Origin of the sequence: Rubrobacter marinus, assembly GCF_011492965.1 — a bacterium.
Taxonomy (GTDB): domain Bacteria; phylum Actinomycetota; class Rubrobacteria; order Rubrobacterales; family Rubrobacteraceae; genus Rubrobacter_F; species Rubrobacter_F marinus.
This window is the reverse complement of record NZ_CP045121.1, coordinates 3,726,342-3,751,975: the sequence shown is the minus strand read 5'-3', so window position 1 is coordinate 3,751,975 and position 25,634 is coordinate 3,726,342. Positions and strand designations below refer to the sequence as shown.

Genomic DNA, 25,634 nt, shown 5'->3' with positions numbered 1-25,634 from the left:
TGCCCCTGCCATCAGCCGGGGACGGTCGTTCGCCTCGTACCCTATAATCGGCGGGATCTGGTTTCGGGTTACGGAGCGTGTTTTTGTCCGCAGAGGGCGCCAAACGAAGCAAGGGTCCGTCCGGGGCCGCGGCGAGGTGGTTCGGCCTCGTCGGCGTGATCGCGGCGGCCGCGGCCCTCGCCCTAGTCCCCGTCTCCGTGGACCCCGAAGCGGCGCTCTCCAACCCCGGCGCGGCCTACTACACGGCGGAGCTGAGGGCGTTCCTCGCGGCCTCCGTCGCGCTCCTCGTCGCCGTCGCGGGCATGGTGGTCTTCGACGGAAGACCCTTGCGGCTCCCGGTGCTGCTCCCCGTCCTGGCGCTCCTCGGCGTCTCGGCCCTGAGCGCGCTCTTCTCCGAAAGGCCCGCGCACAGCCTCTACGGCGACCGGGGCGAAGGGTTGCTCTCGGTCGCCGCCGGCGTCCTGCTCTTCTACGCGCTCGCCCGCGGCCTGGCGTCCCGCTCGCGGCTGCGCGTTTTCCTCGCCGCCGCGGTCACGACGGCGGCTCTCGTCTCCGTGTACGGCATCGCCGAGAACTACGGTTTCGAGCCCGTATCGGGCTGGGGGAACGTCCCCTTCGCGGACCTCGGCCGCTCCTCCGCCACGATCGGCAACTCCCTCACCCTCTCCGGCTACCTGACCCTGTCTATGGGTGCTGCGGCCGCGCTGTGGATGGGGGCCGGCACGCGGCTCCGAAGGCTCGTGTGGCTTCTCGCCCTGGCCCTGATCGGGGCTTGCTGGATCTACGCCGAGTCGAGGGGCGCCTTGTTGGGCGCGGCGCTGGCCCTGCCGCTGGTCCTCCTGGCGGCCCGCCGCAGGATGGGGACCTTGCACCCCCTCGCGGTCCCCGTGGCCGTCCTCGTCGCGGCGATGGCCGTCGCCGTCGCCGCCTCCGCGGCGTTCGGTTTCTCCACGCTCTCCCTCCGCTTCTGCGCCGTCCTCGTCGCCTACCTGGCATTTGTGGGGGCTTTCGCCTGGCTGCTCGAGCGCGGGAGGAGCCGGCTCGCGCTCCTTCTCCCCCTGATCCTGCTGGTCTGCGCCGGCGCCGCCCTCGCCGTAGCCCCCGGCGGTCTGGCCTCTAGCTTCGGCGTGAGCCGCGGCGCTTCAGGCGACGGCGGCGACATAAGCATGCAGACCCGGCTGTACATCTGGCGCGACACCGTCCCCATGATCCTGGACCGCCCGCTGCTGGGGCACGGCCCCGACAACTTCCGCGCCCCCTCCCGCCCCTACATAAGCGACGACCTCAGAGCCCTGATAGAAGACGGCAGGGGGGAGGTCCGCGGCCTCGACCGCGCGCACAACCACCTGCTGCAGGTCGCGGCCACCACCGGCATCCTGGGCCTCGCCGCCTACCTGTGGCTGCTCGTCTCGTACTTCCGCAACGCCTACCGCCGCGGCGGGTGGGTCCTCGCAGCGCTCTCCGGCGCGGTCCTGGCCTACGTGCTGCAGCTCCAGACGGCCTTTCCTTCGGTCGCGACCGACGTCGCCTTCTGGGGCGTGCTGGGCGCCTCGGTCGCGGTAATGCGTCTGAGGGACGCCGAAGACGCAGAGCCAGAGGAAGAGACCGAGATCCTCCCGTCAAGAGAAGGTCCCGCCGCGACCCCTGACGCCGAAACCGTCGTGGGAAGTCGGCGGAGCAGACGGCGGCGCGTTACGGGCGTCGGCCGCGGCGAGTTGCCCGTCGCCGCGGCCGTCGTGGTCCTCCTGGTCGCGATAGCCGTGCCGACCTTCTTGCAGCAGCGCGAGAGGGCCGCGGAGTTCGAGCGCGTCGAGATCGCAGCGAGCGTCCAGCAGGCCGCGCAACGCTACGAACGAATCGGAAGGGCCAGCGGCGATTACCCGGAGGCCGGCGTCTACACGAGCGAGAACCCCATACCGAACGCCAGGGGGCGTCCCGCGTTTCGCCCCTCGCAGGGCATCACGATAACGACGGAACTCACCCCGGAAGGAGGGTTCGTCATGGAGGGTAGGAGCACCTCCCTCGCCGGCACCTTCACGTCCACCTACGACAGCCCCAGGCGCCCCGCGGCCACCACGCAGGACAACTAGCCCGCAAGCGCCGATACGAAAGTCAGGAGGGACCCCCGAGCGGGCCCTCTCCCCGGAGCGCACACATCGAGACGTAGGCAAAGTGCCCGTGGTCGGCCGCGCGTGAGGCGTTTTTCTCGGGGATATGGGTATAAGGGAGCTACGCGAGCCTCCCCGGGCACTAATTTCCCCTCTCTAAAGTTAAGTTTTTTTAAGAAAAAGAGAAAAAAGCTGTGGTTTTCCGTTGACAACGGAGATAGCTGATGGAAAAATGACCCCCGTCATGAAAACCCTCTTTTGAGGAGGTAGAAGTTGAAGAAGTTGATGATGTTGGCGGCTCTCCTGGCCATGGTGCTGGTTGCGGCTGCTCCGGCGCTCGCGCAGGACGCGGTCATCGAGGGCGACGACGAGAGCGTCACCGACGAGACCAGCGCCACCGCCGGCGACAACAGCCAGGTCGCGGTTAACGACTGCGAGCAGGTTCTCGACCAGGTCGCGTACCAGTACAACAACCCGGTCGCGAACATCTCCGGCGACGAGAACGAGGTCGCCCAGGGCGGCAACGGCGTCGACGCCGAGCAGGTGCAGTACTGCGTGAACCTCCTCCAGGGCGGCTTCAACGAGGTCGACGTTGACGAGGACGACGACGGTGTTGTCGAGGAGGGCGAGGGCGACGCCGCCGCCGCCGCTGCCGCCGCCGCCGCTTCCGGCTCCGGTGCCTCCGCTGGCGCTGGCGCTTCCGCTGGTGGTTCCTCCGCTGGTGGCTCCGCTTCCGCTGGTGAGCTCCCGGCGACGGGTGGCGTTAGCCTCCTGACGCTCGGCGCGGGCGCCCTCCTGGTTGCCGGTGGCCTCGTGGCTCGCCGCATCGTTAGGTAATTACCTAACTTAGCACCAGGCGGCTACGGCCGTAACGAGAGGCGGGTCCCTTCGGGGGCCCGCCTCTCTTTGTCGTGCTCCTCCATTTCTACTTCGAGTTTCGCGGACCGCGCTTGTACCTCGGGCGTTTCTTGTAATATCCTCGTTCCCTGTGAATGATTCCTCCGTTCGTAGCGTGTTCAAGGTCGCCGTCGGCTTCGTCGTCGTTGCGCTGATCCTGCTTGCAGGCTCGTTGTATATGTCTGTCGCCTACATGAAACAGGAGCAGCAGCTCGCCGCCGCCGGCGATATCGAGGGGGCGGTGGAGAAGACGAGGGCCGCGGCGCGGTTCAACCCGTTCGACTCCATGCCGCTGATGGTCCAGTCCAACCTGCTCCAGCAGCAGGGCCAGGACGAGGCCGCCGAGAGGGCGCTCCGGGAGGCCATAGATCGGGACCCCGCCAACTACGCCAACTTCGTGTATCTGGGGAACCTCCAGTCCAGCAGGCTCAACCAGCCCGAGGCGGCCGTAGACAGCTACGCTGCGGCGCTCGAGAAGATCCCCAGGGATACGGGTTTGATCTTCGCCCTCGCGCAAGCTCACACGCAGGTGGGGGATCTCGAGGCGGCCAAGCAGGAGTACGAGAAGCTCGTCGAGCTCGAGAAGATACCGCCGCGCGGCCTGTTCAACCTCGGCAAGATCTACGTGCGGACGGGGGACCCGGAGAAGGGCGTCGAGACGCTCTTGAAGGCGAAGAAGAGGGCGAGCGCCAACCTCGAGAAGGCCGAGGGGGCGAAGCGGGAGGAGCGGGAGGCCTTCGTGACCTCGGTGAACCTCGCCCTCGCCGACGCCCTCGTGGTCGAGGGCCGCTACGACGAGGCCCGGGCGGCGCTCGCGGAGAGCGGAGCCGAGCAGGCCCCGGCTATCCTCGAGCTTCTAAACACGGACCCCGAGGGCTACCGGGAGACGGTGCTGAACAGTGAAGTCTGAGGGCTGGCGGTGGGAGCAGAGGGACGACGTCACCCTCTTCGAGCTCCTCAACGCGCTGTGGGGCCGGAGGCTCCTGGTCGGCGGGATCGCCCTGGCGCTGATGCTCTCGGCCACCCTCCTGACCTTGTTCTGGGGACCGGCTTACGTCGCTCGGGCGGCGCTGTCCGTACGGGCCACCGACGACGGTCTCGGACCCGAGGATCCCGTGGCCGGGGAGGCGAACCTGGCCGCTCAGCCCGGCGCCGGGCAGAGCTCCGAGGCCCTCATCAACCGGGTGAGGGACGAGGTTCCCCAGGCCGAGCTGTCCCGGCAGACGATGCAGCGCGCGGGCTGGACGTCGGGCCCGCAGGAGTTCAACGAGAGGCTCGAGCTGGAGAACGACTACCGCGCCGGCGAGATCCTGGTGACCTTCTCCGCCGAGGACGCGGGGGAGGCCCGCCGGGTGGCGGGCGAGTACGCGGAGGTCTTCGTGGAGCGGACGGAGGAGCTCAACCGGCAGGGGCCCGTCGGCGGGACACTGGCCGCCGAGGTCACGGTGGCCCGTGAGCCGGAGCTCCTGAGCGGGAGGGTGTCGACCCCGCTGCTGTACGGGGCCGTGGCCGGGTTCGCCGGGCTGCTGCTGGGGGGTGGGGTCGCCTTCGCCCTCGAGAGCGGGACGCGCAGGTGGCGCGGGGCCCGGGACGCGGAGCTGACGCTCCGGGCGCCGGTCCTCGGTGTTATCCCGGATTATGCGCCGGAGGAGAAGGTTGGTTGAGCTAGGGCCGAAGGTCTCGGCGGAGGCGGCGTGGGCGCTGGACCGGGGGTTCGCGCCCGACGGACCTTTCGGGGAGCTGGCGGAGAACCTGCTCTCGTTGCCCAGGGGGCCCGTCGGGAGCGTCGTCGTGACCAGCCCGGAGCCCGGGGCGGGGCGCACGAGCGTGTGCCTGGGCCTGGGCGCCGCCCTGGCCGGAGGGGAGGCCGGCCGCCGGGTCGCCATCCTCGATTGCAACCTCGACCGCCCGTGCCTGCACCGGCTCTTCGACAAGCCAAACTTCACCGGCGTGACCAACGCCATAGGCAACGGCCGGTCGCCGGGCGCGTACGGTTTCGAGGTCGCGCCGGGGCTGCTCGTGGTCCCCACCGGTCCGGTGCTGCCGGACGCAGAGGCGAGGATGAAGTCCGACGGTCTCGTCGGGGCCGTTCGGGCGATGCGCGAGGAAGCGGACGTCGTGCTCCTCGACGGGCCGGTCGCCGGAGAGGTGCTAGACTCGCCCGTGCTCTCGGGGAGCTTCGACGGGGTGCTCCTGGTCATACACGCCACCCGTACCCCGAAGAGCGACGCCCGCGAGGCGACGGACGACCTGCTCGACGCCGGGGTCAACCTCCTCGGGGTGGTACTGAACGGGAGTGTTTAGGAGATGTTCGGAGAATGACGGATAACGGGATCGAGGGCCGCCCGCGCGAGGGCAAGAACGGCCGTCCGGGCCGCAGGCTCGTGGCCTTCAAGGCCTTCGTGCTCGGCGCGATCGTGGCGCTCACGGCCTACGGGATGCTCAACCGCGGCCTCTTCGGGGAGGAGCGCTGGATCCCGGTCGCGGGCGTGATCCTCGTGCTCGCCTTCTTCACGCTGTTTATAAGCAACTTCTACGCGGACGTTCCCCGCATCGGCTGGGTCCTCGTGGGCCTGATGGCGGTGCTGGTCTTCGTCAAGGGGTTGTCGCTCATCTGGACCATAAGCCCGCCGGAGACCGTCGAGGAGCTGTTGCGCTCGTCGATGTACCTGGCGACCTTCGCGATGGCCCTGGCGGCCCTGTCGTCGAGACGGCTCGTGCCGCCGTTCATGGATGGGTTGTTCCTGATCTCGGCCGCCGTCGGCGGATACGGGTTGTTGCAGAAGACGGACCCGGTCCAGTTTCCGCCCCGGACGGTCGACGCCGTGAGGATCGGCTCGACGATCGAGTACCCCAACACGGTGGCGGTCGTGCTCGGCATGGGGATCGTGCTCGGGCTCGCGCGCATGACGCAGCTTCGGGGACCGATCGTGCGCGGCCTCTACTCCGTCGGCCTGATGGTCTGCTCCCTCGCCCTCTACTTCACGCTCTCGCGCGGCGGGTTGATGGCGGTGGGGGTGGGGATGCTCGTCCTCTTCGCCCTCTCCGGCAACCGCTTGCAGACGTTCGCCAACCTGCTCCTGTTCTCGGTGCCGCTGCTCTGGGTGGTCCAGCAGGCGCAGGGGCTGGAGAGGCTCTTCGAGGTCGGGATACCGGCGCAGGAGAGGCTCGCGGACGGGGCCGCGCTCCGCATCGACGTCGTGATCGCCGCCGTCGCGGCCTTCTTCTTCCAGGCGGTCTACGCGACCCTGAAAGAGAACTATGAGCTCCTGCCGGGGACGCGCCGGGCCCTCGGGGCGGCTGCGGTCGCGATCGTCGTCGTGGGCGTGGGCGTCGTGGGCTACACGGTGGTGAGCCAGCAGCTCCAGAAGGGCGGGATCGCGGGCACCTTCGCCACGGGGATCGAGGAGACCGAGCGGGCCAACGACCGGCTGACCTCATTGAGCTCGAACTCCCGGAGCAAGTACTGGAGCGTGGCCTGGGAGGAGTGGAAGCAGCACCCGCTCACCGGGACGGGGGCCGGGACCTTCCACTACACCTGGCTGGAGAACCGGCCCGGCTTCAGCGGGGTGCGCCAGGTCCACAACGTCTACCTGGAGCAGGGCACCGAGACCGGCGTCGTGGCCTTCGCGGCGCTCGTTGGCTTCGCCGGGGTCCTGGGGCTCTATGCCGCGCGGGGTACCTGGAGGGCGACCGGGGACCGCAGGCTCCTGCTCTCCGGCCTCACCGCCGCCGCGGCGGTCTACCTCGTCCACTCCGTCCTCGAGTGGCACTGGTACGTGCCGCCCTCGACGCTCTTCTTCTTCGCCCTGGCGGCCGTCGCCCTCAAGTACGCCGCCGACGCCAAACGCTGGGAGGATTCCGGTCCCGAGGTGCGCAACAGGCGCGCCGAAGGGGTGGGGGAGAAGCTCCACTAGCGATGCGCGACGTAGCACGACGGCGTGCCACCATGCCCGACTTCCTGGTGATAGGGGCGGCGAAGTCGGGGACGACGTCCTTGTACCACTACCTCAACCAGCACCCGGACGTCTTCATGAGCCCCGTCAAGGAGCCAAAGTTCTTCGCCCTCGAAGGCGAGAGCCCGAGCTTCCGGGGCCCGGGCGACGGGGAGGCCGACGCGGTCACGACGCTGGAGGGCTACCAGGCCCTCTTCGCGGGTGCTTCGAACGAGAGCGCCCTGGGCGAGGCTTCGCCGCTTTACCTGTACCTGGAGAAGGCCGTCAGCCGCATAAAGCACCACGTCCCCGAGGCGAAGTTTATCGCCGTCCTTCGCAACCCCATCGAGAGGGCCTACTCGAGCTTTCTGCACAAGGTGAGGGACGGTAGGGAGACGACCGGCGACTTCGCCGAGGCGCTCGCGCTGGAGGACGAGCGCATACGCGAGGGGTGGGCCTACGGCTGGCACTACAAGCGTCGAGGCTTCTACCACGAGCAGCTCTCGCGCTACTACGAGGCGTTCGGGGAGGAGAGGATCCGGGTCTACCTCTACGAGGACCTCAAGGGGGATCCTCGGGCGTTGCTGCGCGACGCTTACGGGTTCCTCGGAGTAGACGACGCCTTCGCCCCGAACCTCTCGCTCAAGCACAACGTCTCCGGCGTCCCGAAGAACAGGCTCGTCCACTCCCTCCTCAGGGGTCGAAACCCCGTCAAGACCGCACTCAAGCCCCTGGTGCCCGAGGGACTGCGCAAAAAGCTTCTGGTCGACCTGCAGCGTCGCAACCTGGAGAAGGCGCCGCCGATACCGCCACAGACGCGGCGCGAGCTCGTGGAGGAGTACAGGGAGGACGTGCTGAAGCTCCAGGGCCTGATCGGGCGCGACCTCTCGGGGTGGATGCGTTGAGCGACGGGAGGATGCCGAACTTCCTGGTGATAGGGGCGGCGAAGTCGGGGACGACGTCCTTGTACCACTACCTCGCCCAGCACCCGGACGTCTTCATGAGCCCCGTCAAGGAGCCGAACTTCTTCGCGCTGGAGGGGGAGAGGCCCGCTTTCCGGGCGCCGGGGGCGGACGAGAGGATCAACCGCTGGTCGGTGACGGACCCCGACGAGTACCGCAAGCTCTACGAGGGCGCTTCGACGGAGAGCGCCCTGGGCGAGGCTTCGCCCGTCTACCTGTACAGCGAGAAGGCGGTCGGCCGGATAAAGCACCACGTGCCGGAGGCGAGGCTCATCGCGGTCCTGCGCCACCCCGCCGAGAGGGCCTACTCGGGATTTCTGCACCTCCTCCTCAACGGCCGCGAGACCGTGAAAGACTTCGGGGAGGCGCTCGCGCTGGAGGACGAGCGCAAGCGGGAGAACTGGGATTGGATCTGGCACTACAAGAGCATGGGCTTCTACCACGAGCAGCTCTCCCGCTACCGCGAGGCCTTCGGTACGGAAAGGATAAGGGCGTACCTCTACGAGGACCTCGAGGGGGACCCGGCCGGGGTCGTGCGCGACGCCTACGAGTTTCTCGGGGTCGACGCCTCGTTCGTCCCCAAGCCGCCCGCGCGCTACAACGCGACCGGCATCCCGAGGAGCAGGAGGCTGAACGACCTCCTCCGCAAGGACAACCCGCTCAAGTCGGCGGTGAAGCCGCTCCTCCCGAAGAAGTTCCGCCGCAAGCTCCTCCTGAACATGCAGAACAAGATCCTCGTGAAACCCCCGTTCCCGGAGCGGGAACGCAGGCAGCTCGTGGAAGAGTACGCGGAGGACGTTTCGAAGCTCGAGGGCCTCATCGGGCGCGACCTCTCGGGGTGGCTCCGGTGAGCGACGGGAGGATGCCGAACTTCCTGATCGTCGGCGCCCAGAAGGCGGGGACGACCGCGCTCTACCAGCACCTCAAGAAGCACCCGGACGTCTTCATGAGCCCGGTCAAGGAGCCGCATTTCTTCGCCTTCGAGGGCGAGGACCTCGACTTCCGCGGGCCGCGCGACCGGGAGACCCTGGGCCACATGGTGGTCGGCGACGAGGGGGCTTACCGGGAGCTCTTCGCGGGCGCGAACGGCGAGCGGGCGCGGGGCGAGGCCTCGGCGATGTACCTGTACATGGAGGAGGCCGTCGGGGGGATTCGTCGGCACGTTCCGGACGCCAAGCTCGTCGCCGTCCTGCGCAACCCGGCGGATCGGGCGTTCTCCAGCTTTCTGCACATGGTGCGCGACGGGCGGGAGCCCATCCCGGACTTCGGGAGGGCGCTCGCGGCCGAGGAGGGGCGGATCGGGGGGAGGTGGAGCCCGATCTGGCACTACAGGCGCATGGGCTTCTACCACGAGCAGCTCTCCCGCTACTACGAGGCGTTCGGCCCCGAGAGGTTGCGCGTCTACCTCTACGAGGACCTGGAGGGGAGCCCCGAACGGGTGCTGCGGGACATACACGAATTCATAGGGGTGGACCCCTCCTTCGTCCCGGACGTCTCGGCCCGGTACAACGTCTCCGGCGTCCCGAAGAGCAGGCGCCTGCACGCCCTGCACCGGTTCCTGCTCCGCCCGAACCCCGTCAAGAGCGCCCTCAAGCCGTTCTTCCCGAAGGGGCTGCGCCGCCGGATGGTCGAGGGCTCCCTGAACGCCCTGAGGAACCGCAACCTCGTCAAGCCTCCCTTCCCCGACGAGGTGCGCCGGGGCCTGATCGAGGGCTACAGGGAAGACATCTCGAAGCTCGAGACCCTCCTCGACCGGGACCTCTCCGGCTGGCTCCGCTAGGGAGCGCGGGCTTGAGCTCAAAGATCCCGATCGTCGTCTACCGGGACGGCCTGCTCGCGTACTCGGAGACCTTTGTGCGGGACCAGGCCGAGGGCCTCGAACGCTTCGTCCCCTTCTACGCCGGCTCCCGCCGGGTGGAGGGCCTGGACCTGCCCGGGGAGAGGACGGTGGTCGTGAACGGGGGCGGCCCCTTCGGCAAGACCGCCGAGGCGCTCTACAAGCTGCGGGGGGCGGCGCCCGGGTTCTACCGGCGTCTGGAGCGGCTCGGGCCCGCGCTCGTCCACGCCCACTTCGGCCCGGACGGCGTGAGCGCGATGCCGCTCGCGCGGCGCCTCGGCGTGCCCCTGCTCACCACCTTCCACGGCTTCGACGCGACGATGACGGACGAGTACGCCCGGCGCTCCTTCTACCGCCACCGCGCCTACCTCAGGGGCCGGCCGGCGCTCCAGCGGGAGGGACGGCTCTTTCTGGCCGTCTCCGAGTACATAAAGGGGCGCCTCGTGGAGGTCGGATTTCCGCCCGAGAAGATCGTGGTGCACTACAACGGCGTCGACACGCGGTTGTTCCGCCCCGAGCCCGGGGCGGAGCGGGGGCCGGTCGTGCTCTTCGTCGGGAGGCTCGTCGAGAAGAAGGGCTGCGAGTTTCTCGTCCGGGCGATGTCCCGGGTGCAGGAGGCCGTGCCGGAGGCGGAGCTCGCGGTGATCGGGACGGGTCCGCTGCGCGCCCCGCTCGAAGAGCTCGCCGGGAAGACGCTCCGGCGCTACCGCTTCCTCGGGGCGCTCCCGCCCGGGGAGGTGCGCTCATGGATGGGCCGGGCGAGCGTGCTGAGCGTGCCGAGCGTGACGGCGAGCACCGGGGACGCCGAGGGGTTCGGGCTCGTCTTCGCCGAGGCGCAGGCGACGGGGCTGCCGGTGGCGAGCTTCGACGGCGGCCCCATCCCCGAGGTCGTCGCCCACGGGGAGACGGGCTTTCTCGCGAAGGAGGGGGACTGGGAGGGGCTCGCCAGCCACATCTCCCGGCTCCTGGAGGACGGCGACCTCCGGCGGCGGATGGGGGAGAGGGGGGTGGAGCGGGTGCGGGAGAGGTTCGATCTCCGGGAGCGGACGCACGCCCTGGAGGAGATCTACGCCTCGGTCCTGCGCTAGGGGCCGGAGGGCTTTGCTAACATTGCCGATGTTCCGGCGGAAGGGGGCTTACGGTTTCTTCGGACGACAAGGTCAAGGTGCTGTACATCGCGGGGTCGGGGCGGAGCGGCAGCACGATCCTGGACAACATCCTCGGCCAGATCGAGGGCTTCTTCCCGGTCGGGGAGTTCGTCTACGTCTGGAACCGCCTCGCCAACGACGGAACCTGCTCCTGCGGCGCCCGCTTCAAGGAGTGCGAGGTGTGGAGGCCCGTGCTGGAGCGCGCCTTCGGCGGCCCGGAGGGCGTGGACGCCCGAGCGATGGCCCGCGTCCAGAGGACGAGCACGCGCCCCCGCCACATCCCGCTGTCGCTCACGAAGCCCGGCGAGGGGAGGCTCCGTTCGAGGTGGACCGAGGAGTACAGGGACGCCCTCGGACGCTTCTACCGGGAGATCTCCAACGTCACGGGGAGCAGGGTGGTCGTGGACTCCTCGAAGCTCCCGCTCTACGGCCGCGTCCTCGGGGAGGTCCCCGGCGTGGAGCGCTACGCCGTACACCTCGTCCGCGACCCGCGCGCCGTGGCCTACTCGTGGCGGCGCAAGAAGCGGAGCACGCCTGCGGGTAGGGGCCTCGCGTACATGCCCCAGCACCACCCCGTCGAGAGCTCCCTGGAGTGGGACCTGTGCAACGTCGCGGCGGAAGACCTCCGGGACGATGCCCCCGAACGTTACCTGATGCTCCGCTACGAGGACTTCGTCCGGGAGCCGCGGCCTTCGGTGGAGCGCATCCTGGACCTTCTGGGAGAGGAGCCCGGCTCGCTGCCGTTCGTCTCGGAGCGCGGGGTCGAGCTTCGGGGCCCGAACCACAACGTGGGGGGCAACCCGAGCCGCTTCCGGACGGGCGTCGTGGAGCTGAGGCCGGACAGGGAGTGGACGCAGAAGATGAAGGACGGGGACCGCTGGCTCGTGACCGCGCTGACGCTCCCCTTTCTGGCCCGGTTCGGGTACGGCGCCGGGACGGGGGGTTAGGAGCGCCCGCCTATTCCCCTCGGCCCGTATCGCCGGGCCAGGTCACGCGCGAGGAGCACCAGCGCGAAGGGAGGCTCCAGGAGGTAGCGCCTCCAGAGGCGCCGGGGCTCGGCGGCGAAGCGGGCCAGCCACTCCAGGCCGAGGCGCGCCATCCAGCGCGGCGGGGTCGGGACGGCGCCGGCGGCGTAGTCCATGAAGGCGCCGAGGTTCCATATCGTGTTCGCCTGGAGGCGGTCGAGGTTCTCGAGGATCCAGCGCTCCTGGCGCGGCATCCCCATCCCGACCATCAGGGCGTGCGGCCGGTACTCGTCGATCTCCCGCAGGACCCGCTCGTTCTCGGGGCTCCCGGGCGCGGCGTCGAAGTAGCCGTGGTGCGTCTCGACCCGAAGACCGGGCGCACCTTCCCGAAAGCGCGCCGCCGCACCCTCGGGGACGCCGGGCTCCGAGCCGAGAAAGTAGACGCGCAGGCCCTCCTCGGCGCAGGTCTTGAGGACGTGGGGGAGCCAGTCCACGCTCGTCAGGCGGTTCTCGCGCGTCAGGCCGTACCCGAGCAGCCTGCCGGCCCACACGAGCGGCATCCCGTCGACGTGGACGTGGTCGGCGCGGTCGTAGAGCTTTCGGAAGGCGGGGTCGTGGTGGTAGAGGTAGAGGCTGTGGAGGTTGTGGTTGAGGACGAGGTGGCGCTCGTTCCTTGCCGCGGCCTCCCGGATCAGGGCCGAGAGGTCGCCCTCCGTCAGGGCGTCTACCCTGACGCCGAGGAGGCTGTAGGACGGCACGTTCAACGCTCTCTCCGATGCAAGATCTCCTCGACCCTCGGGATCATCGCGCGCAGCCGGGCCTCCCAGCTGTGGCGCCCGAGCACCTCCTCCCTCGCCCTTCGTCCGGCCTCGGGGAACGTCTCCCTGGAGGCGTAGGCCTCGCGGAGGGCCCTTTGCAGGTCTTCGGTGTTTCCGGGCTCGAAGAGGAAGCCCGCGTCCGTGTCCCGGACGAGGTTTCTGGCGTCGTCGTAGGCCGTGGCGATTATGGGCTTGCCCATGGAGAGGTACTCGTAGAGCTTCAGCGGCGAGTGGTACATCGCCCCGATCTTCATCCCCTGCTGGCCGGAGAACCCGGCGTCGAACCCGGCGATGTAGCCGGGCACCTCGTCGAGTGGCGCCCGGCCCACGAAGCGGACCGCCTCACCGAGTATTCCGAGCTCCTGCGCGAGCCCCTCCCACCCCTCCCGCGCCGGCCCGTCCCCGACGACGGCGACGCACACCGGTAGGCTCTCCGCCCGGAGTGCTGCGACGGCGCGCAGCAGGCGGTCGAGGCCCTGCCATTCGAGGAGGCTCCCCACGAACCCGACCGTGAAGCCGTCGAAGAGGCGACGAGGCTCGTGCAGGGCCGGGTCGAAGAAAGCGGCGTCGACCCCGTTGGGGACCACCAGGATCTTGTCCTCGCGGACGCCGGTTTCCCGGACGACGAGCTCCTTGAGGGGCTCGCTCACGCAGACGAGGACGTCGCAGCGGTCGTAGGCGAAGACCTCCAGCCTGCGGGCGACACCCGTGAGGACGAGGCTGTTTCGCTCCGTCTTGGCCTCGTCGGAGTAGAGGCCGCTGGTCTCGAGGATCCAGGGCGTCCCGCCCCGCCGGAAGACCCAGCCAAGGGATTGCAGCACGGCGTGGCGCTCGTAGACCCAGTCGACCCTGCCGGAGAGCTCCCGCCGGGCGCGAAGGGCGTTGAACAGCCCGAGGGCGAGCCGCGTGAGGTCGGCGGCGAGGGTGCGCGCGCGGCTCCCCGAGAGGGCCTTCTCGCTGCCGCCTCCGGCCACGCCTCTCGGCATCCGGTCGCCGACGATGAAGCGGTCCACCGTCCAGCCCAAAGACTCGAAGGCGCGGATCACGCCGAGCACGTGCGAGCGGGGGCCGCCGGCCTCGGCGTCCGGGCGGGTCGAGACCCTGGGGGCGGCCGAGAGGTAGCCGAGCTTCTTCGGGCGCGGGGCGTGTTCGGGGGAGTCCAAGGCGCCACAGTTATACGCCAAGGGGGAGCGGGTCCGCAAGCGAGGGCCGGCCGCGTGGACACCGCGAGGGGCCTCCCGTAGAATAGCCGCTGTTTTCGGGCCAAGAGACCGCGCGGAGGACGGTAATCTCATGAGGGAGACCCTCGCAACCGGCGTGAGGAAGGCATCCCGGGGCCTCGACCTCGCGGGCTCCTACCTCCGGTCCTCCTTCGAGGGGCGCAGGAACAGGGAGCTCTTCGCCGGCGTAGAGACCTACTGCATGTTCGTGGGCTACCCCAAGAGCGGGCACAGCCTCTTCGGCAGCCTCCTCGACGCCCACCCCGAGGCGATCATCGCGCACGAGCAGGACGCCCTGCGGTACCTCCAGAACGGCTTCGGCCGGACACAGCTCTTCCACCTCCTCCTGGAGAACTCCCGGCGCTACGGCGAGGCCGGGCGCGACTGGAACGTCTACTCCTACAGGGTCCCCGGCCAGTGGCAGGGCCGTTTTCGGAGGCTGCGCGTGATCGGGGACAAGAAAGGCGCCCTCTCGACCCTCAGGCTCGACCGGAACCCCGGCCTCCAGGAGAAGCTGCGTAGGGTCGCCGGCGTCCCGGTGAAGTACGTCCACGTCGTCAGGAACCCCTACGACAACATAAGCACCATGCTTCGGGACGGCGTCTTCGACTGGAAGAGCGGCGGGCGGGGGCGGGACCTCAAGAGGAACATCGAGGACTACTTCGCCCTCTGCGAGGCGATGCGGCGCTTCGTGGAGCGCACCGACCCCTCGGAGGTCTTCGAGGTCCGCCACGAGGAGATCGTGTCCGACCCCGAACGCGAGCTCCGGAGGCTCTGCGCCTCCCTGGACCTGGAGGCTTCCGAGGACTACCTGAGGGACTGCTCGGGGATGGTCTTTCGCGCCCCGAGCCGGAGCCGGGAGAAGGTCGAGTGGACCCCGGAGGACGTCGAGTACGTGCGCCGGAGGTCGGAGGAGTTCGGCTTCCTGCGGGGGTACTCGTACGAGGACTAGGGCACGGGCGGGAGCCGGCCGCCGTATAGGGTGGGCGCGTCTACCGGTCGTTCGCGTGGTGTAGGATAGGCATTTCGGCGCGCTAGCGGCGCGCCCGGTTTCGCCGGAGAGAGGTCTGTTGGAGGAAGCCCCCAAAGTAGTAAACGAGGACGTCTCGAAGGCCGACAGCCACGACGGGCGGGTCGGGCAGATCGCGCGCGGCGTCGGCGTCGGCTCCTTCGGCCAGGGGACGGGCCGTATACTAGGCTTCGCCATGCAGCTCGTGCTCGCCCGCACGCTCGGCCCGAGCCTCATGGGCGCCTACCTGCTCGGGACGACCATCGTGAACCTCGCGAACATCCTCTCGCAGCTCGGGATGGACAACGGCCTGGTGCGCTGGGTCGCCCACTACCGGGCGGCGGGCGACGACGCGCGGGTCAAGGGGACCATCGTGCAGGCGCTCATCCTCAGCTTCGCCCTGAGCCTCGTGCTCGCGGCGGCGGTCTTCCTATCGTCCGGGTACCTCGCGGTGCGCGTCTTCGACAAGCCGTTCCTGGAGACGCTCTTGAAGGCGTTCTCCTTCTCCATACCGTTCTTCACCGTGATGAGCATGTCGCTCTGGGCGACGCAGGGCTTCAAGATCGTCAAGTACTCCGCCTTCGTGCAGCAGATGGTCCAGCCCCTGACCGCCCTCGTCCTCGTCGTCGTCCTGTACTTTCTCGGCGCCCCGGTCTTCGGGGCGGTCGGGGCGTACGTGACCTCGATGGTCCTGGGCTCCATCCTCGGGCTCTTCTACCTGCGCAAGGTCTTCCCGAAGATAGCGGACGCGGACGTACCGAGCGTCTTCGAGACGCGGGACCTCTTCAGGGTCTCGGGCCGATGATCGTGGCGAGCTTCATGCGCCACCTCAACACCTGGACCTCGACGCTCGTGGTGGGGGCGTTCGTGACGACGGGGGCGGTTGCCCTGTACAACACCGCCGCCCGGACGGCGCTGTTGGCGAGCGTGTTCGTGATCGCCTTCAACGGCATCTTCTCGCCGATCATCGCCGACCTCTACCGCCGGGGACGGATGGAGGACCTCGACGAGACCTACAAGGACGTCTCCCGGTGGGTGTTCACGGCGAACCTCGTCTTCTTTCTCGCCACCGTCGTCCTCGCGAGGGACGTGATGAGCGTCTTCGGGCCGCGGTTCGTCGAGGGCTGGCCGGTCCTGGTCATCGTCGCCGCCGCGCAGATGTTCAGCGCCTCCGTCGGCTCCACGGGACGCCTCCTCGCCATGACGGATCGCCAGCGGATAGTCATGTACGCCACCGTGGGCACGGTGATCCTGAACCTCCTCCTGAACTTCCTCCTCGTCCCGCGCTACGGGATCGTCGGCTCGGCAGTCGCCACGGCGCTCGCGATGATCGCCGTCAACGCCGTGACCCTCGTGGCCGTCAAGCGCACCCTGGGGCTCTGGCCCTACACCCCGGCGTACCTGAAGGCGATCCTCGCGGGCGGCGTCGCCCTCGTGGCGGCCTACCTCCTGCGCCTCGTCCTCCCGCTCGAGGTAGGGTTCGTCGCGGTGATCGTGGTCGGGGCCTTCTACCTGGCCGTCTTCGCCGCGGGGCTCGTGGCCCTTGGCCTGAGCCCGAGCGACAAGAAGTTCGTCGAGTCCGGCTGGAACGCCGTGCTCTACAAGCTCGGCAGGAAGGGGAAGAAGCGCCGTGCGTAGGAGGCACGAAGGGCGTCGTGTCCCGCGAGCATGGGGCTTCGGGCCTTGAAGCGCGTCGTCAAGAGGCTGCTCGGTTTTTACGGGATGCGCCGTCCCTTGAGCGTCCTGATCCTCGCCGTCGTCGACGCCCTGGCGCTCCTCGCCGGGCTCGCGGTGGCGGGGTACCTCGTCGGGGGCGGGGGGCGGCTGGCGGAGGTCGCGCCGCTCCTGCCCGTCGTGGTCGTCGTCTGGATCTCGGTCTTCGCCGCCCACGACCTCTACGACCGGGCGGCGAAGAGGCGCAACCCGGGGCGCTTATCGGGGCGGTTATGTGGGGCGCGGGGCTCCTGGTCTTCGGGTCGGCGATCTACGAGGAGAGCGGCTTCGGGCTCGGGAGATCCTGCTCTCCGCCCTGGTCGCCCTCGCGGTCTCCGGGTCCTTGAGGACGCTCTACGAGCGCGCGATCGAGAGGGTCTACAGCCGGGGCCTGGGCCGCGCACCCACGATCCTCGTCGGCGAGCCGGCCTCCCGCGCCAGGGTGCGCGAGGTGATGGAGACGAAGCCCGGCTCGTACGTCTGCGTGGGGGAGATGGACCTTTCGGACGAAGGCGGCGTCGACCTCGCGGGGCTCAGGGCGATGCTCGACCGGACCGGGGCCCGAAACGTGGTCCTCTCGGGGGCGGAGAAGCTCGGGGACGCGGAGTTTCTGAACCTCCTGCGCTCGATGCGCCTGCGCAAGGTCCGGGTCGAGGTCGTGCCCGGGGCCGTGACGCTCATGGGGAGCACGCCCGTCCTCTCGGAGAACATGGGCCTGCCGCTCCTGGAGGTCGGCTACCCGCGCCTGGACAACACGCAGCGGGCGCTGAAGCGCATGCTGGACGTCGCGGGGTCGGCCCTCGGTCTCCTCGTCCTCTCGCCGCTCCTGCTCGGGGTCGCCGCGCTCATAAAGTTCACCTCGCCGGGGCCCGTCTTCTTCAAGCAGAAGCGCGTCGGGGCCGACGAGAAGGTCTTTCTCTGCTACAAGTTCCGCTCGATGTACAGCGACGCCGAGGCGCGACAGGCGGAGCTCGAGGCGAAGAACGAGGCGGACGGCGCGATCTTCAAGATGCAGAACGACCCGCGCGTCACGCCCATAGGCCGTTTCATCCGCCGCTGGAGCATCGACGAGCTGCCGCAGCTTATAAACGTCCTCAAGGGCGAGATGAGCCTCGTTGGGCCGCGGCCGTTGCCCATACGCGACTTCGAGAAGATGACCGAGCGCCACAAGATGCGCCTCGCGGCGATCCCGGGGTGTTCCGGGTACTGGCAGATCAGCGGGAGGAGCAACCTCTCGTTCGAGGACATGGTCCGGCTGGACCTCTACTACATCGAGAACTGGTCCCTCGGGCTGGACGTGAAGATCATCCTGAAGACCGTGCGCGCCGTCGTCCGCCACGAGGGCGCCTACTAGGGGCATGATCCGCCGGCGGTGGGTACAATCTGTGGCTTGTAACCAAGTGTGATGCTTTCGCGCGGGCCTCGGCCCGCGTAAGACCGGGAGATGTTGCGTGGAAGAGTTTAACGTAGGGGTCGTGGGCGCCGGGTACGTGGGCCTCGTGACGGGCGCGTGCCTCGCGCACGTCGGGCACCGGGTCCGGTGCGTGGACAAGAACGAGGCGCGCGTCGCCGAGCTCGCCGAGGGGCGCGTCCCGATCTACGAGCCCGGCCTCGAGGAGCTCGTGGCCCGGGGCCGCAAGCGGCTCTCCTTCTCCACGGACCTGCCCGGGGCCGTCCGGGACTCGGACGTCCTGTTTATAGCGGTCGATACACCTCCCGGCGAGGGCGGCTCGGCGGATCTCTCGAGCGTCGGCGCCGTCGCCCGGAGCGTGGGCAGGGCGCTCGCCGAGGCGGAGCGCGAGCGGGCGCGCGAGAAGCCGCTCGTCGTGGTCAACAAGAGCACGGTGCCGGTCGGGAGCGGGGACTACGTCTCGATGCTCGTCAGGGAGGGGGCCCAGGAGGTCGACGGCGGGAACGTCCCTTACCGGGTCGTCTCCAACCCGGAGTTTCTGAGGGAGGGGAGCGCGGTCTACGACTCCTTGTTCCCGGACAGGATCGTGCTCGGCGCCGAGAAGCGCGACGCTCTGGACACCATGAGGGCGCTCTACCAGCCCATCGTCGAGCAGAGCTTCCCGACGCAGCTCGACCCGAGGCCCCGCGACGCCGTCCCGTTCGTGACCACGGATCTGGCGAGCGCGGAGATGATCAAATACGCCGCAAACGCCTTTCTCGCCACGAAGATCAGCTTTATCAACGAGATGGCCGCCCTCTGCGAGCTCGTCGGCGCGGACGTCACGAACGTCGCGACCGGCATCGGCCTTGACGACCGCATCGGGGCGCGCTTCCTGAACGCCGGCATCGGCTGGGGCGGCTCGTGCTTCCCGAAGGACGTAGCTGCCCTGCGCGCCGTCGCCCGCGAGTACGGCCACGAGCCCGCCCTGCTCGACGCCACCGTCTCCGTGAACGAGCGCCAGAGGAAGGCGGTGATCCAGAAGCTCCAGCGGGATCTCCGCACCCTCAAGGGCAAGCGCGTGGCCCTCCTCGGGCTCGCGTTCAAGCCGAACACGGACGACCTCAGGGAGGCCCCGAGCCTGGAGATCGCGCGCCTCGTCAACTCCCTGGGCGCCCGCGTGGTCGGCTACGACCCCGTCGCCGGCAAGGGGGCCGCGGCGATGCTGCCCGACCTCAAGGTCGTCTTCGACCCCTACGAGGCCCTGGCCGGGGCCCACGCGGCGGTCGTCGTCACGGAGTGGGAGGAGGTACGCTCGCTGGATCCCGAAAAGGCCGCCTCCCTCATGGAGGATCCGAAGCTACTCGTGGACGGCCGCAACGTCCTCGACCCCGCCGCCGCGCTCGACGCGGGGCTCCTGTACAGGGGCTTCGGGCGTGGCTGACGGCGGGAGGCGGGCGCTCGTCACCGGCGGGGCCGGGTTTATAGGGAGCCACCTCTGCGAGAGGCTCCTCGGCGAGGGCCACCGCGTGGTCTGCGTGGACAACCTGATCACGGGCTCCCGCGAGAACGTCGCCCACCTCGTGGGCTCCCCGGGCTTCGAGTACGTCGAGAGCGACGTGACGACGTACATCGACGTCCCCGGCCCCCTCGACGAGGTCTACCACTTCGCCTCCCCGCGAGCCCGAAGGACTTCGAGCGCATCCCGATCCAGATCCTCAAGGTCGGCGCCCTTGGCACCTACAACGCCCTCGGCCTCGCCAAGGCCAAGGGGCGCGCCTGATGGTCGCCTCGACGAGCGAGGTCTACGGCGACCCGTTGGTCCACCCCCAGCACGAGGGCTACCTCGGCAACGTCAACCCAGTCGGCACGAGGGGCGTCTACGACGAGGCCAAGCGCTACGCCGAGGCCATAACGATGGCCTACCACCGCCACCACGGGGTAGACACGAGGATCGTGCGCATCTTCAATACCTATGGCCCCCACATGAGGCCCGACGACGGGCGTATGATCCCGAACTTCATCCATCAGGCCCTCTCCGGCTCCCCCTTGACGATCTACGGCGACGGCTCCCAGACCAGGAGCGTCCAGTACGTCGACGACCTGATCGAGGGCGTCCTCCGCCTCATGAGGAGCGCCGAGACGCGCCCGGTGAACATCGGCAACCCCGTCGAGTACACGGTGAGGGAGGTCGCCGAGGCGATCCTGCGCCTCACCGGCAGCGAGAGCCCCCTCGCCCACGAGCCCCTCCCCGCCGACGACCCCAAGCAGCGCCGCCCCGACATCACCAGGGCGCGCGAGATTCTGGGTTGGGAGCCGAAGGTCGGGGCCGAGGAGGGCTTGAAGACCACGATCGACTGGTTCGCCGGAGGGGCGGCAAAGACTGCGGCCGGGGGATGAGGGTCCTCGTCACCGGCGGCGCGGGCTTTATAGGCTCCCACGTCGTCGAGGCCCTCCTCGCCCGCGGCCACGAGGTCGCCGTCGCCGACGACCTCTCGTCGGGGAGGAAGGAGAACGTCCCCGAGGGCGTCGCCCTCCACGAGACCGACGTGCGCACGGGCTGCGCGGACGTCTTCCGCTCGTTCCGGCCCGAGGCCCTCTGCCACCTCGCCGCCCAGATGGACGTCCGTCGCTCCGTGCGCGAGCCCGACTTCGACGCCGACGTGAACGTCCTCGGCACGGTGCGCCTCCTCGAGTCCTGCGTCGCCGGGGGCGTCGGCAAGGTCGTCTTCGCCTCCACCGGGGGCGCCGTCTACGGCGAGCAGGGCGAGTTTCCCGCCTCCGAGGGCCACCCGCAGTACCCCGTCTCTCCCTACGGCGTCTCCAAGCTCGCCGGGGAGCGATACCTGCACTACTACCGCGCCCAGCACGGCCTGCGCTACTGGGCCCTGCGCTACGCCAACGTCTACGGCCCGCGCCAGGACCCCCACGGCGAGGCCGGCGTCGTCGCCATCTTCTCGGGCAACCTGGCGGCGGGGCGGCCGTCCACGATCTTCGGCACCGGCGAACAGACGCGCGACTACGTGTACGTCGGCGACGTGGCCCGGGCGAACGTGCTCGCCCTCGAGGGCGACGCGCCGAGCGGCGCGTACAACGTCGGCACGGGCGTCGAGACGAGCGTGACGGAGCTCTACGAGCGGATGCAGCGCCTCTCCGGGCGCGACCTGCCGCCCGAGAGGGGGCCCGCCAAGCCCGGCGAGCAGTCCAGGAGCTCGGTGGACCCCTCGAAAGCGGCGAGGGAGCTGGGCTGGAAGCCCGAGACCGACCTCGCCTCCGGCCTCGAACGTACCCTGCGGTTCTTCGGGCTTTGTAGCGCCCCGTCCCGTCGGTCCGCGGCGGCGCGCTCGCACGGATCTCGCCGCGCGGCACGGAAGAGGCCCGGGGGGATTACCCCCGGGCCTGCACGCGACCGTCGTCGAGGTTCTTGCCGGGGGCTAGAAGCCGAAGCTGTAGCGCTGCTCCTGCCAGGGGTCGCCGTAGGCGTGGTAGCCGTTCTGTTCCCAGAAGCCGGGCCTATCCTCGGGGATGAACTCGACGCCCCGGATCCACTTCGCGCTCTTCCAGGCGTAGAGGCGCGGGATCACGAGCCGCAGCGGGTACCCGTGCCCCGGCTCCAGCGGCTCCCCGTTGTGGTGCGTCGCGAAGAGCGCGTCCTCCTCGTAGAGCTCCTCCACCGGCGCGTTCGTCGTGTACCCGCCGTCGCAATGAACCGCAAAGAACTTCGCCTCCGGCTTCGGCTGCGCCAGGTCCAGCAGGTGCCTCGCGCTCACGCCCCTCCACACGTTGTCCAGCTTGCTCCACGAGGTGACGCAGTGCATGTCCGCCTTGACCTCGACGGTCGGTAGCTCGTTCCACTCCTCCCACGTGAACCGCAACGGGTTCTCCACGAGCCCCGACATCGCGAAGTCCCAGACCTCCGGGTTGAACCGCGGCGTCGAGCCGTACGTCAGGATCGGCCAGCGGTCCCCGACGAGGTACTGCCCCGGCGGTACCCGCTCCTTGCCGCGCGCGGTGTCGATCTCGATTCGTTCCATACACCCTCCCTGCCGCTTTAAGAAGTGACGATCGCAGCGAGTCTAGCACGGCGGTTTTCTGCGTCCGGCTCGCCGGGTCTCTCCGTGCCGAGGACCATCCGGAACCCCCGTGGAGCGGCCCCGGCCTCCGGGGCGCGGGGTGAGAAAGCCGCCGCGAACCCTTACTTTTTGGGCTTGCGGCCGATGCTCACCATCTCCGGGGTGACGCCCTCCTCCGGGCCGTCGCCAAGCTCCGCGTCGCGGTACTGGTAGACGCCGCGGCAGGTGTGGCCGCCGGTGGTGCGCTTCTCGGTGTAGGAAAGCTTCACGTTCGGGTTGATGGCGTTGACCATCGCCTTCTCGTAGGTCGAAAAGGCCGCGCACGGCTTCACGTCCCAGCCCTCGACGCCCTCCTGGCCCATCCCGCCGAACCACGGGCATCGGTCGGCGTTTATGACGTACTCGCCGTCCTTGGTCTCGGTCAGCGTGATCTCGATGTCGAAGAAGCGGTTGGCGAGCATGACGACGTCGACGGTGTCCTTCATCGTCTTGACGCCGAGCTGCTCGCGCAGGCCCGCGCCCTGCTTCTCGCCGATGCGGCTCATCGCGAGCTTGCCGACCTTCTGTCCGTCGTAGCCGAGGTCGTCGGCCGCCCGGATCATCTCGTCCAGGATCACCCCGGTCCCGGCCGAGGCTGCCTTCCACTTGTACCAGGTCGGGCCGGGCAGCCCGAGGCGCATCGCGAGGCGCGCCAGGAACAGCGGGAGCTTCGGAAGACCGTAGACCTTGAGCCACTTCATAGGAGACCGGTTCCCTTCGTTCGCCTTCTGCCGGTAAGAGATGATTGTATCCGAACCTCGTTGGCCCGGGGCGGGGCCCAAAGGTAGACTTGTGGCATGGATACCGCGCAGAACACCAGGGCAGACGTTGCAAACGTGAGGACCGACGGGAAGCCGGCCGGCCGCGAGCGCCCGGACCCGATGGACTTCCTCGGCATCGACGCGATGCTGAGCGAGGAGGAGCTAAGGGTCCGCGACGAGGTCCGCGCCTTCGTGGCGGAGGGGATCAAGCCGAACGTCGCGAAGTGGTGGGAGGACGCCCACTTCCCCCGCGAGATCGCCCCGGAGATGGGCGCCATGGGCCTGCTCGGCATGCACCTCTCTGGCTACGGCTGCGCCGGCAAGAGCGCCGTCTCCTACGGCCTCGCCTGCATGGAGCTGGAAGCCGGCGACTCCGGCCTGCGCACCTTCGTCAGCGTGCAGGGGTCGCTGGCGATGAGCGGCCTCCACAAGTTCGGCTCCGAGGAGCAGAAGGAGGAGTGGCTGCCCCCCATGGCGAAGGGCGAGGCGATCGGCTGCTTCGGCCTCACCGAGCCCTCCGCCGGCTCGGATCCCGCCGGGATGAAGACCTTCGCCCGCAAGGAGGGCACCGACTGGGTCATAAACGGCTCGAAGCGCTGGATCGGCATGGGCTCCATCGCCGACGTGGCCGTCCTCTGGGCGAGGACCGACGAGGAGGGCAACCCGGTGAGGGGCTTCGTCGTCCCGACGAGCACGCCGGGCTTCCACGCCAAGGACATCACCGGCAAGTTCTCGATGCGCTCCTCCATCCAGTGCGACCTGACCTTCGAGGAGATGCGCCTCCCCGAGAGCGCGATGCTCCCCGGCGTCAAGGGCCTCAAAGGCCCGTTCGCCTGCCTCAACGAGGCACGATACGGGATCATCTGGGGCGCGATGGGCGCCGCCCGAGACTGCTACGAGGTGGCCCTGGGCTACGCCAAGGAGCGCGAGCAGTTCGACCGGCCCGTCGCCTCCTTCCAGCTCGTCCAGAAGAAGCTCGCGGACATGATGATCGAGATAGACAAGGGCACGCTCCTTGCCCTGCACCTCGGACGGATGAAGGACGCCGGCACCCTCAGGCCCGAGCAGATCTCCGTCGGCAAGCTCAACAACGTCCGGGAGGCCATCGAAATAGCGCGCGAGGCGAGGACGATCCTCGGCGGCAACGGCGTCACCCTGGAGTACCCGATCATGCGCCACATGAACAACCTGGAGAGCGTTCGCACCTACGAGGGGACCGACGAGGTCCACACCCTGATCATAGGCAACGCCATCACCGGCATCCCCGCTTTCCGCTAGGGCGGGGAGCTCGACGGGTCAGAGCGCCTCGGGGCGGCCCTCCTCGACGAGGCGCTCTACCTTCTCGACGTACTCCTTGGGCTTCGCCTTGCGCTCCAGGCCTCCGGCGGACATGTAGCGGATCTTGCCGAGGACGTCGCGCTCCTTCCAGCCCCGGTCGTGGTTGCCGAAGACCCAGGCGATGTTGGCGTAGGAGTTGGCGTCGCGGCCGTCCACGAAGTACTTGTCGTTGAGGTAGAGCGTGGTCTCGTAGGCGTACTCCGGGGTGTTTGACCACTCCAGGATCTTCTTCCCCCAGTACATGCGCATGTGGTTGTGCATGTAGCCCGTGTGGACCATCTCCCTCATCGCCGCGTTCCAGTACGGGTCGTGGGTCTCGGCGTTCTCGAGCTGCTTGCGCGTGTAGACGTACTCCCGCTCGTCTCCCTTGTGTTCCTCCAGCGTCTTCTTGGCCCAGTCCGGGAGGCACGAGTAGGAGTCGTAGTCCGGGGTGTAGAAGCAGAAGTTCATGGAGAGCTCCCGCCGCACGACGACCTCCTCGACGTACGAGTCTATGTCGTCCTCGGGCCCGCCCGAGTTCATGACCTCCAGCACCACGTAGACGGGCGAGAGGTGCCCGTAGTGCAGGTACTTGCTCATGTGGGAGACGTCGCTGGTCTGCGGCTGGTTGCGGTGCTCGACGTACTCGGCGAAGTTCTCCTTCAGAAAGCATGCCAGCGCCTCCCTGCCGGCGGTCGCCCCGCCCGTGTACATGCCCCTCAAGGGCCACGCGCCCTCGTCGAGGTCCATGCCGTCGAGGACGGCGTCTATGTCCGAGAGGTCGACACCGTCCTCGACGTCCAGCCCGAGGGAGTCGTGCTCGACCTTCGTGGGCTCCAGCGCGACGAGGAAGTGGTCCAGGTGCTTGTGTATCTTCGGCCGGAGCGTTCGGGCGGCGTGCTCCCGCTTGTTCGAGGCGAGCTCCACGGGGACGACCACGTTCGACTCGACCCCGATGACGAGGCAACCGGCCTCTTCGGCGACGAGCTGCTTCCAGGCCTTCTCGGGCCTCAGGTACGCCCCGTCCGTGACGATGAGGGAGGCGCGTTCGCCGTACCGAAGCGCCACCTCGTCGGGCGAGCCCCTGCCGACCACGAACTGGATCCCCCTATCCCTCAGCGTCTCCCCGGCGTCCTTCAACCCCTCCAGCATGAAGGCGTAGTGCCTGGCGTTCGCCTCCGGGTAGTCGTCCGTGAGCCCGAAGACGGCGAGGAGCGGCAGGCTGAGTTCGTTTGCCCGCCCGGCGGCGTACTCTAGGGCGTCGTTGTGAACGGCGCGCTGGGACTGCTGCATCCAGTAGAGGACGTAGTCTCCGCTCTCGCGGACCTCCGCCTCGTTCAGTTCGTGGACGCGCTCCTCGCGTACCTCGCTCGTAGCCAAAGCTCACCCTCCCGGAATGTTCGTCTTGCGAACAACATACCCGTTCGAGGGGGGAGCGATGG

22 protein-coding genes and 2 pseudogenes are annotated in these 25,634 nt (G+C 68.9%); 19 read left to right on the top strand and 5 right to left on the bottom strand.

All coding sequences use genetic code 11. From position 1 onward, the window contains the following. Positions 1–83 precede the first annotated feature (83 nt). The 11 genes from GBA65_RS19275 to GBA65_RS19225 all read left to right on the top strand — a co-directional run bounded on the left by GBA65_RS19275 (position 84) and on the right by GBA65_RS19225 (position 11,834). Positions 84–2,090, top strand: a complete 2,007-nt coding sequence (locus GBA65_RS19275) for an O-antigen ligase family protein (RefSeq protein ID WP_166397930.1) — start codon at positions 84–86, stop codon at positions 2,088–2,090. 291 nt (positions 2,091–2,381) lie between these two features. After that, a complete protein-coding gene (locus GBA65_RS19270) occupies positions 2,382–2,945 on the top strand; it encodes a hypothetical protein (protein WP_166397929.1) in 564 nt (187 codons plus the stop codon). Positions 2,946–3,120: 175 nt separating this feature from the next. After that, the gene (locus GBA65_RS19265; protein WP_166397928.1) at positions 3,121–3,915 is read left to right on the top strand and encodes a tetratricopeptide repeat protein; all 795 of its coding nucleotides are present in this window, start codon (positions 3,121–3,123) and stop codon (positions 3,913–3,915) included. Continuing rightward, positions 3,905–4,669, top strand: a complete 765-nt coding sequence (locus GBA65_RS19260) for a Wzz/FepE/Etk N-terminal domain-containing protein (RefSeq protein ID WP_166397927.1) — start codon at positions 3,905–3,907, stop codon at positions 4,667–4,669. Before GBA65_RS19265 ends, GBA65_RS19260 begins: the two co-directional genes overlap by 11 nt. Next, positions 4,662–5,309: a CpsD/CapB family tyrosine-protein kinase gene (locus GBA65_RS19255; protein WP_166397926.1), complete on the top strand. Its 648-nt coding sequence runs from the start codon at positions 4,662–4,664 to the stop codon at positions 5,307–5,309. The genes GBA65_RS19260 and GBA65_RS19255 overlap by 8 nt, the downstream gene beginning before the upstream one ends. 14 nt (positions 5,310–5,323) lie before the next feature. After that, complete coding sequence (locus GBA65_RS19250) at positions 5,324–6,922, top strand: O-antigen ligase family protein (protein WP_166397925.1); 1,599 nt, start codon at positions 5,324–5,326, stop codon at positions 6,920–6,922. Positions 6,923–6,924: 2 nt separating this feature from the next. Then, complete coding sequence (locus GBA65_RS19245) at positions 6,925–7,845, top strand: sulfotransferase family protein (protein WP_207955938.1); 921 nt, start codon at positions 6,925–6,927, stop codon at positions 7,843–7,845. Then, positions 7,842–8,753, top strand: coding sequence for a sulfotransferase family protein (locus GBA65_RS19240; RefSeq protein ID WP_207955937.1), 912 nt, complete (start codon positions 7,842–7,844; stop codon positions 8,751–8,753). The genes GBA65_RS19245 and GBA65_RS19240 overlap by 4 nt, the downstream gene beginning before the upstream one ends. Continuing rightward, positions 8,750–9,682: a sulfotransferase family protein gene (locus tag GBA65_RS19235; RefSeq protein WP_207955936.1), complete on the top strand. Its 933-nt coding sequence runs from the start codon at positions 8,750–8,752 to the stop codon at positions 9,680–9,682. The genes GBA65_RS19240 and GBA65_RS19235 overlap by 4 nt, the downstream gene beginning before the upstream one ends. A gap of 11 nt (positions 9,683–9,693) precedes the next feature. Next, on the top strand, positions 9,694–10,827 hold the full coding sequence (locus tag GBA65_RS19230) for a glycosyltransferase (RefSeq protein ID WP_166397924.1): 1,134 nt from the start codon (positions 9,694–9,696) through the stop codon (positions 10,825–10,827). 77 nt (positions 10,828–10,904) lie between these two features. Continuing rightward, positions 10,905–11,834 carry a sulfotransferase gene (locus GBA65_RS19225; protein WP_166397923.1) on the top strand — a complete coding sequence of 310 codons (930 nt, stop codon included), beginning with the start codon at positions 10,905–10,907 and terminating at the stop codon, positions 11,832–11,834. Here the strand turns inward: GBA65_RS19225 and GBA65_RS19220 are convergent. Beyond that, positions 11,831–12,610, bottom strand: a complete 780-nt coding sequence (locus GBA65_RS19220) for a WecB/TagA/CpsF family glycosyltransferase (protein ID WP_228282011.1) — start codon at positions 12,608–12,610, stop codon at positions 11,831–11,833. The two genes, GBA65_RS19225 and GBA65_RS19220, sit on opposite strands and share 4 nt — an antisense overlap. A gap of 2 nt (positions 12,611–12,612) precedes the next feature. Then, complete coding sequence (locus tag GBA65_RS19215) at positions 12,613–13,833, bottom strand: glycosyltransferase family 4 protein (RefSeq protein WP_207955935.1); 1,221 nt, start codon at positions 13,831–13,833, stop codon at positions 12,613–12,615. 154 nt (positions 13,834–13,987) lie between these two features. On the opposite strand from GBA65_RS19215, the gene GBA65_RS19210 reads away from it, so the two are divergent. From GBA65_RS19210 to GBA65_RS19180, 7 genes and pseudogenes are all read left to right on the top strand, one after another. Beyond that, positions 13,988–14,842 carry a sulfotransferase family protein gene (locus tag GBA65_RS19210; protein WP_166397920.1) on the top strand — a complete coding sequence of 285 codons (855 nt, stop codon included), beginning with the start codon at positions 13,988–13,990 and terminating at the stop codon, positions 14,840–14,842. A gap of 118 nt (positions 14,843–14,960) precedes the next feature. Then, complete coding sequence (locus GBA65_RS19205) at positions 14,961–15,704, top strand: oligosaccharide flippase family protein (protein ID WP_166397919.1); 744 nt, start codon at positions 14,961–14,963, stop codon at positions 15,702–15,704. Beyond that, complete coding sequence (locus GBA65_RS19200) at positions 15,701–16,537, top strand: MATE family efflux transporter (RefSeq protein WP_166397918.1); 837 nt, start codon at positions 15,701–15,703, stop codon at positions 16,535–16,537. The genes GBA65_RS19205 and GBA65_RS19200 overlap by 4 nt, the downstream gene beginning before the upstream one ends. 310 nt (positions 16,538–16,847) lie before the next feature. Beyond that, a complete protein-coding gene (locus tag GBA65_RS19195) occupies positions 16,848–17,966 on the top strand; it encodes a sugar transferase (protein WP_166397917.1) in 1,119 nt (372 codons plus the stop codon). Positions 17,967–18,063: 97 nt separating this feature from the next. Then, on the top strand, positions 18,064–19,446 hold the full coding sequence (locus tag GBA65_RS19190; RefSeq protein ID WP_166397916.1) for a UDP-glucose dehydrogenase family protein: 1,383 nt from the start codon (positions 18,064–18,066) through the stop codon (positions 19,444–19,446). Next, positions 19,439–20,402 (top strand): annotated as a pseudogene (locus GBA65_RS26830) (UDP-glucuronic acid decarboxylase family protein). Before GBA65_RS19190 ends, GBA65_RS26830 begins: the two are co-directional and overlap by 8 nt. Continuing rightward, a pseudogene (locus GBA65_RS19180) lies at positions 20,399–21,304 on the top strand (SDR family oxidoreductase); the annotation flags it as partial. The pseudogenes GBA65_RS26830 and GBA65_RS19180, both read left to right, overlap by 4 nt. A 132-nt stretch (positions 21,305–21,436) precedes the next feature. On the opposite strand, the gene GBA65_RS19175 reads toward GBA65_RS19180, so the two are convergent. Both GBA65_RS19175 and GBA65_RS19170 read right to left on the bottom strand, forming a co-directional pair. After that, entirely contained in the window at positions 21,437–21,901 is a 465-nt protein-coding gene (locus GBA65_RS19175) for a molybdopterin-dependent oxidoreductase (protein WP_266096613.1), read from the bottom strand. A gap of 296 nt (positions 21,902–22,197) precedes the next feature. Continuing rightward, complete coding sequence (locus GBA65_RS19170) at positions 22,198–22,815, bottom strand: L-2-amino-thiazoline-4-carboxylic acid hydrolase (protein WP_166397914.1); 618 nt, start codon at positions 22,813–22,815, stop codon at positions 22,198–22,200. 180 nt (positions 22,816–22,995) lie between these two features. On the opposite strand from GBA65_RS19170, the gene GBA65_RS19165 reads away from it, so the two are divergent. Next, positions 22,996–24,153 (top strand): acyl-CoA dehydrogenase family protein, encoded by a 1,158-nt coding sequence (locus GBA65_RS19165; protein ID WP_407691118.1) that lies wholly within the window; start codon positions 22,996–22,998, stop codon positions 24,151–24,153. 18 nt (positions 24,154–24,171) lie between these two features. Here the strand turns inward: GBA65_RS19165 and GBA65_RS19160 are convergent, their stop codons facing one another. Further along, positions 24,172–25,572, bottom strand: coding sequence for a deoxyribodipyrimidine photo-lyase (locus tag GBA65_RS19160; protein WP_207955933.1), 1,401 nt, complete (start codon positions 25,570–25,572; stop codon positions 24,172–24,174). Between the last annotated feature and the right edge of the window lie 62 nt (positions 25,573–25,634).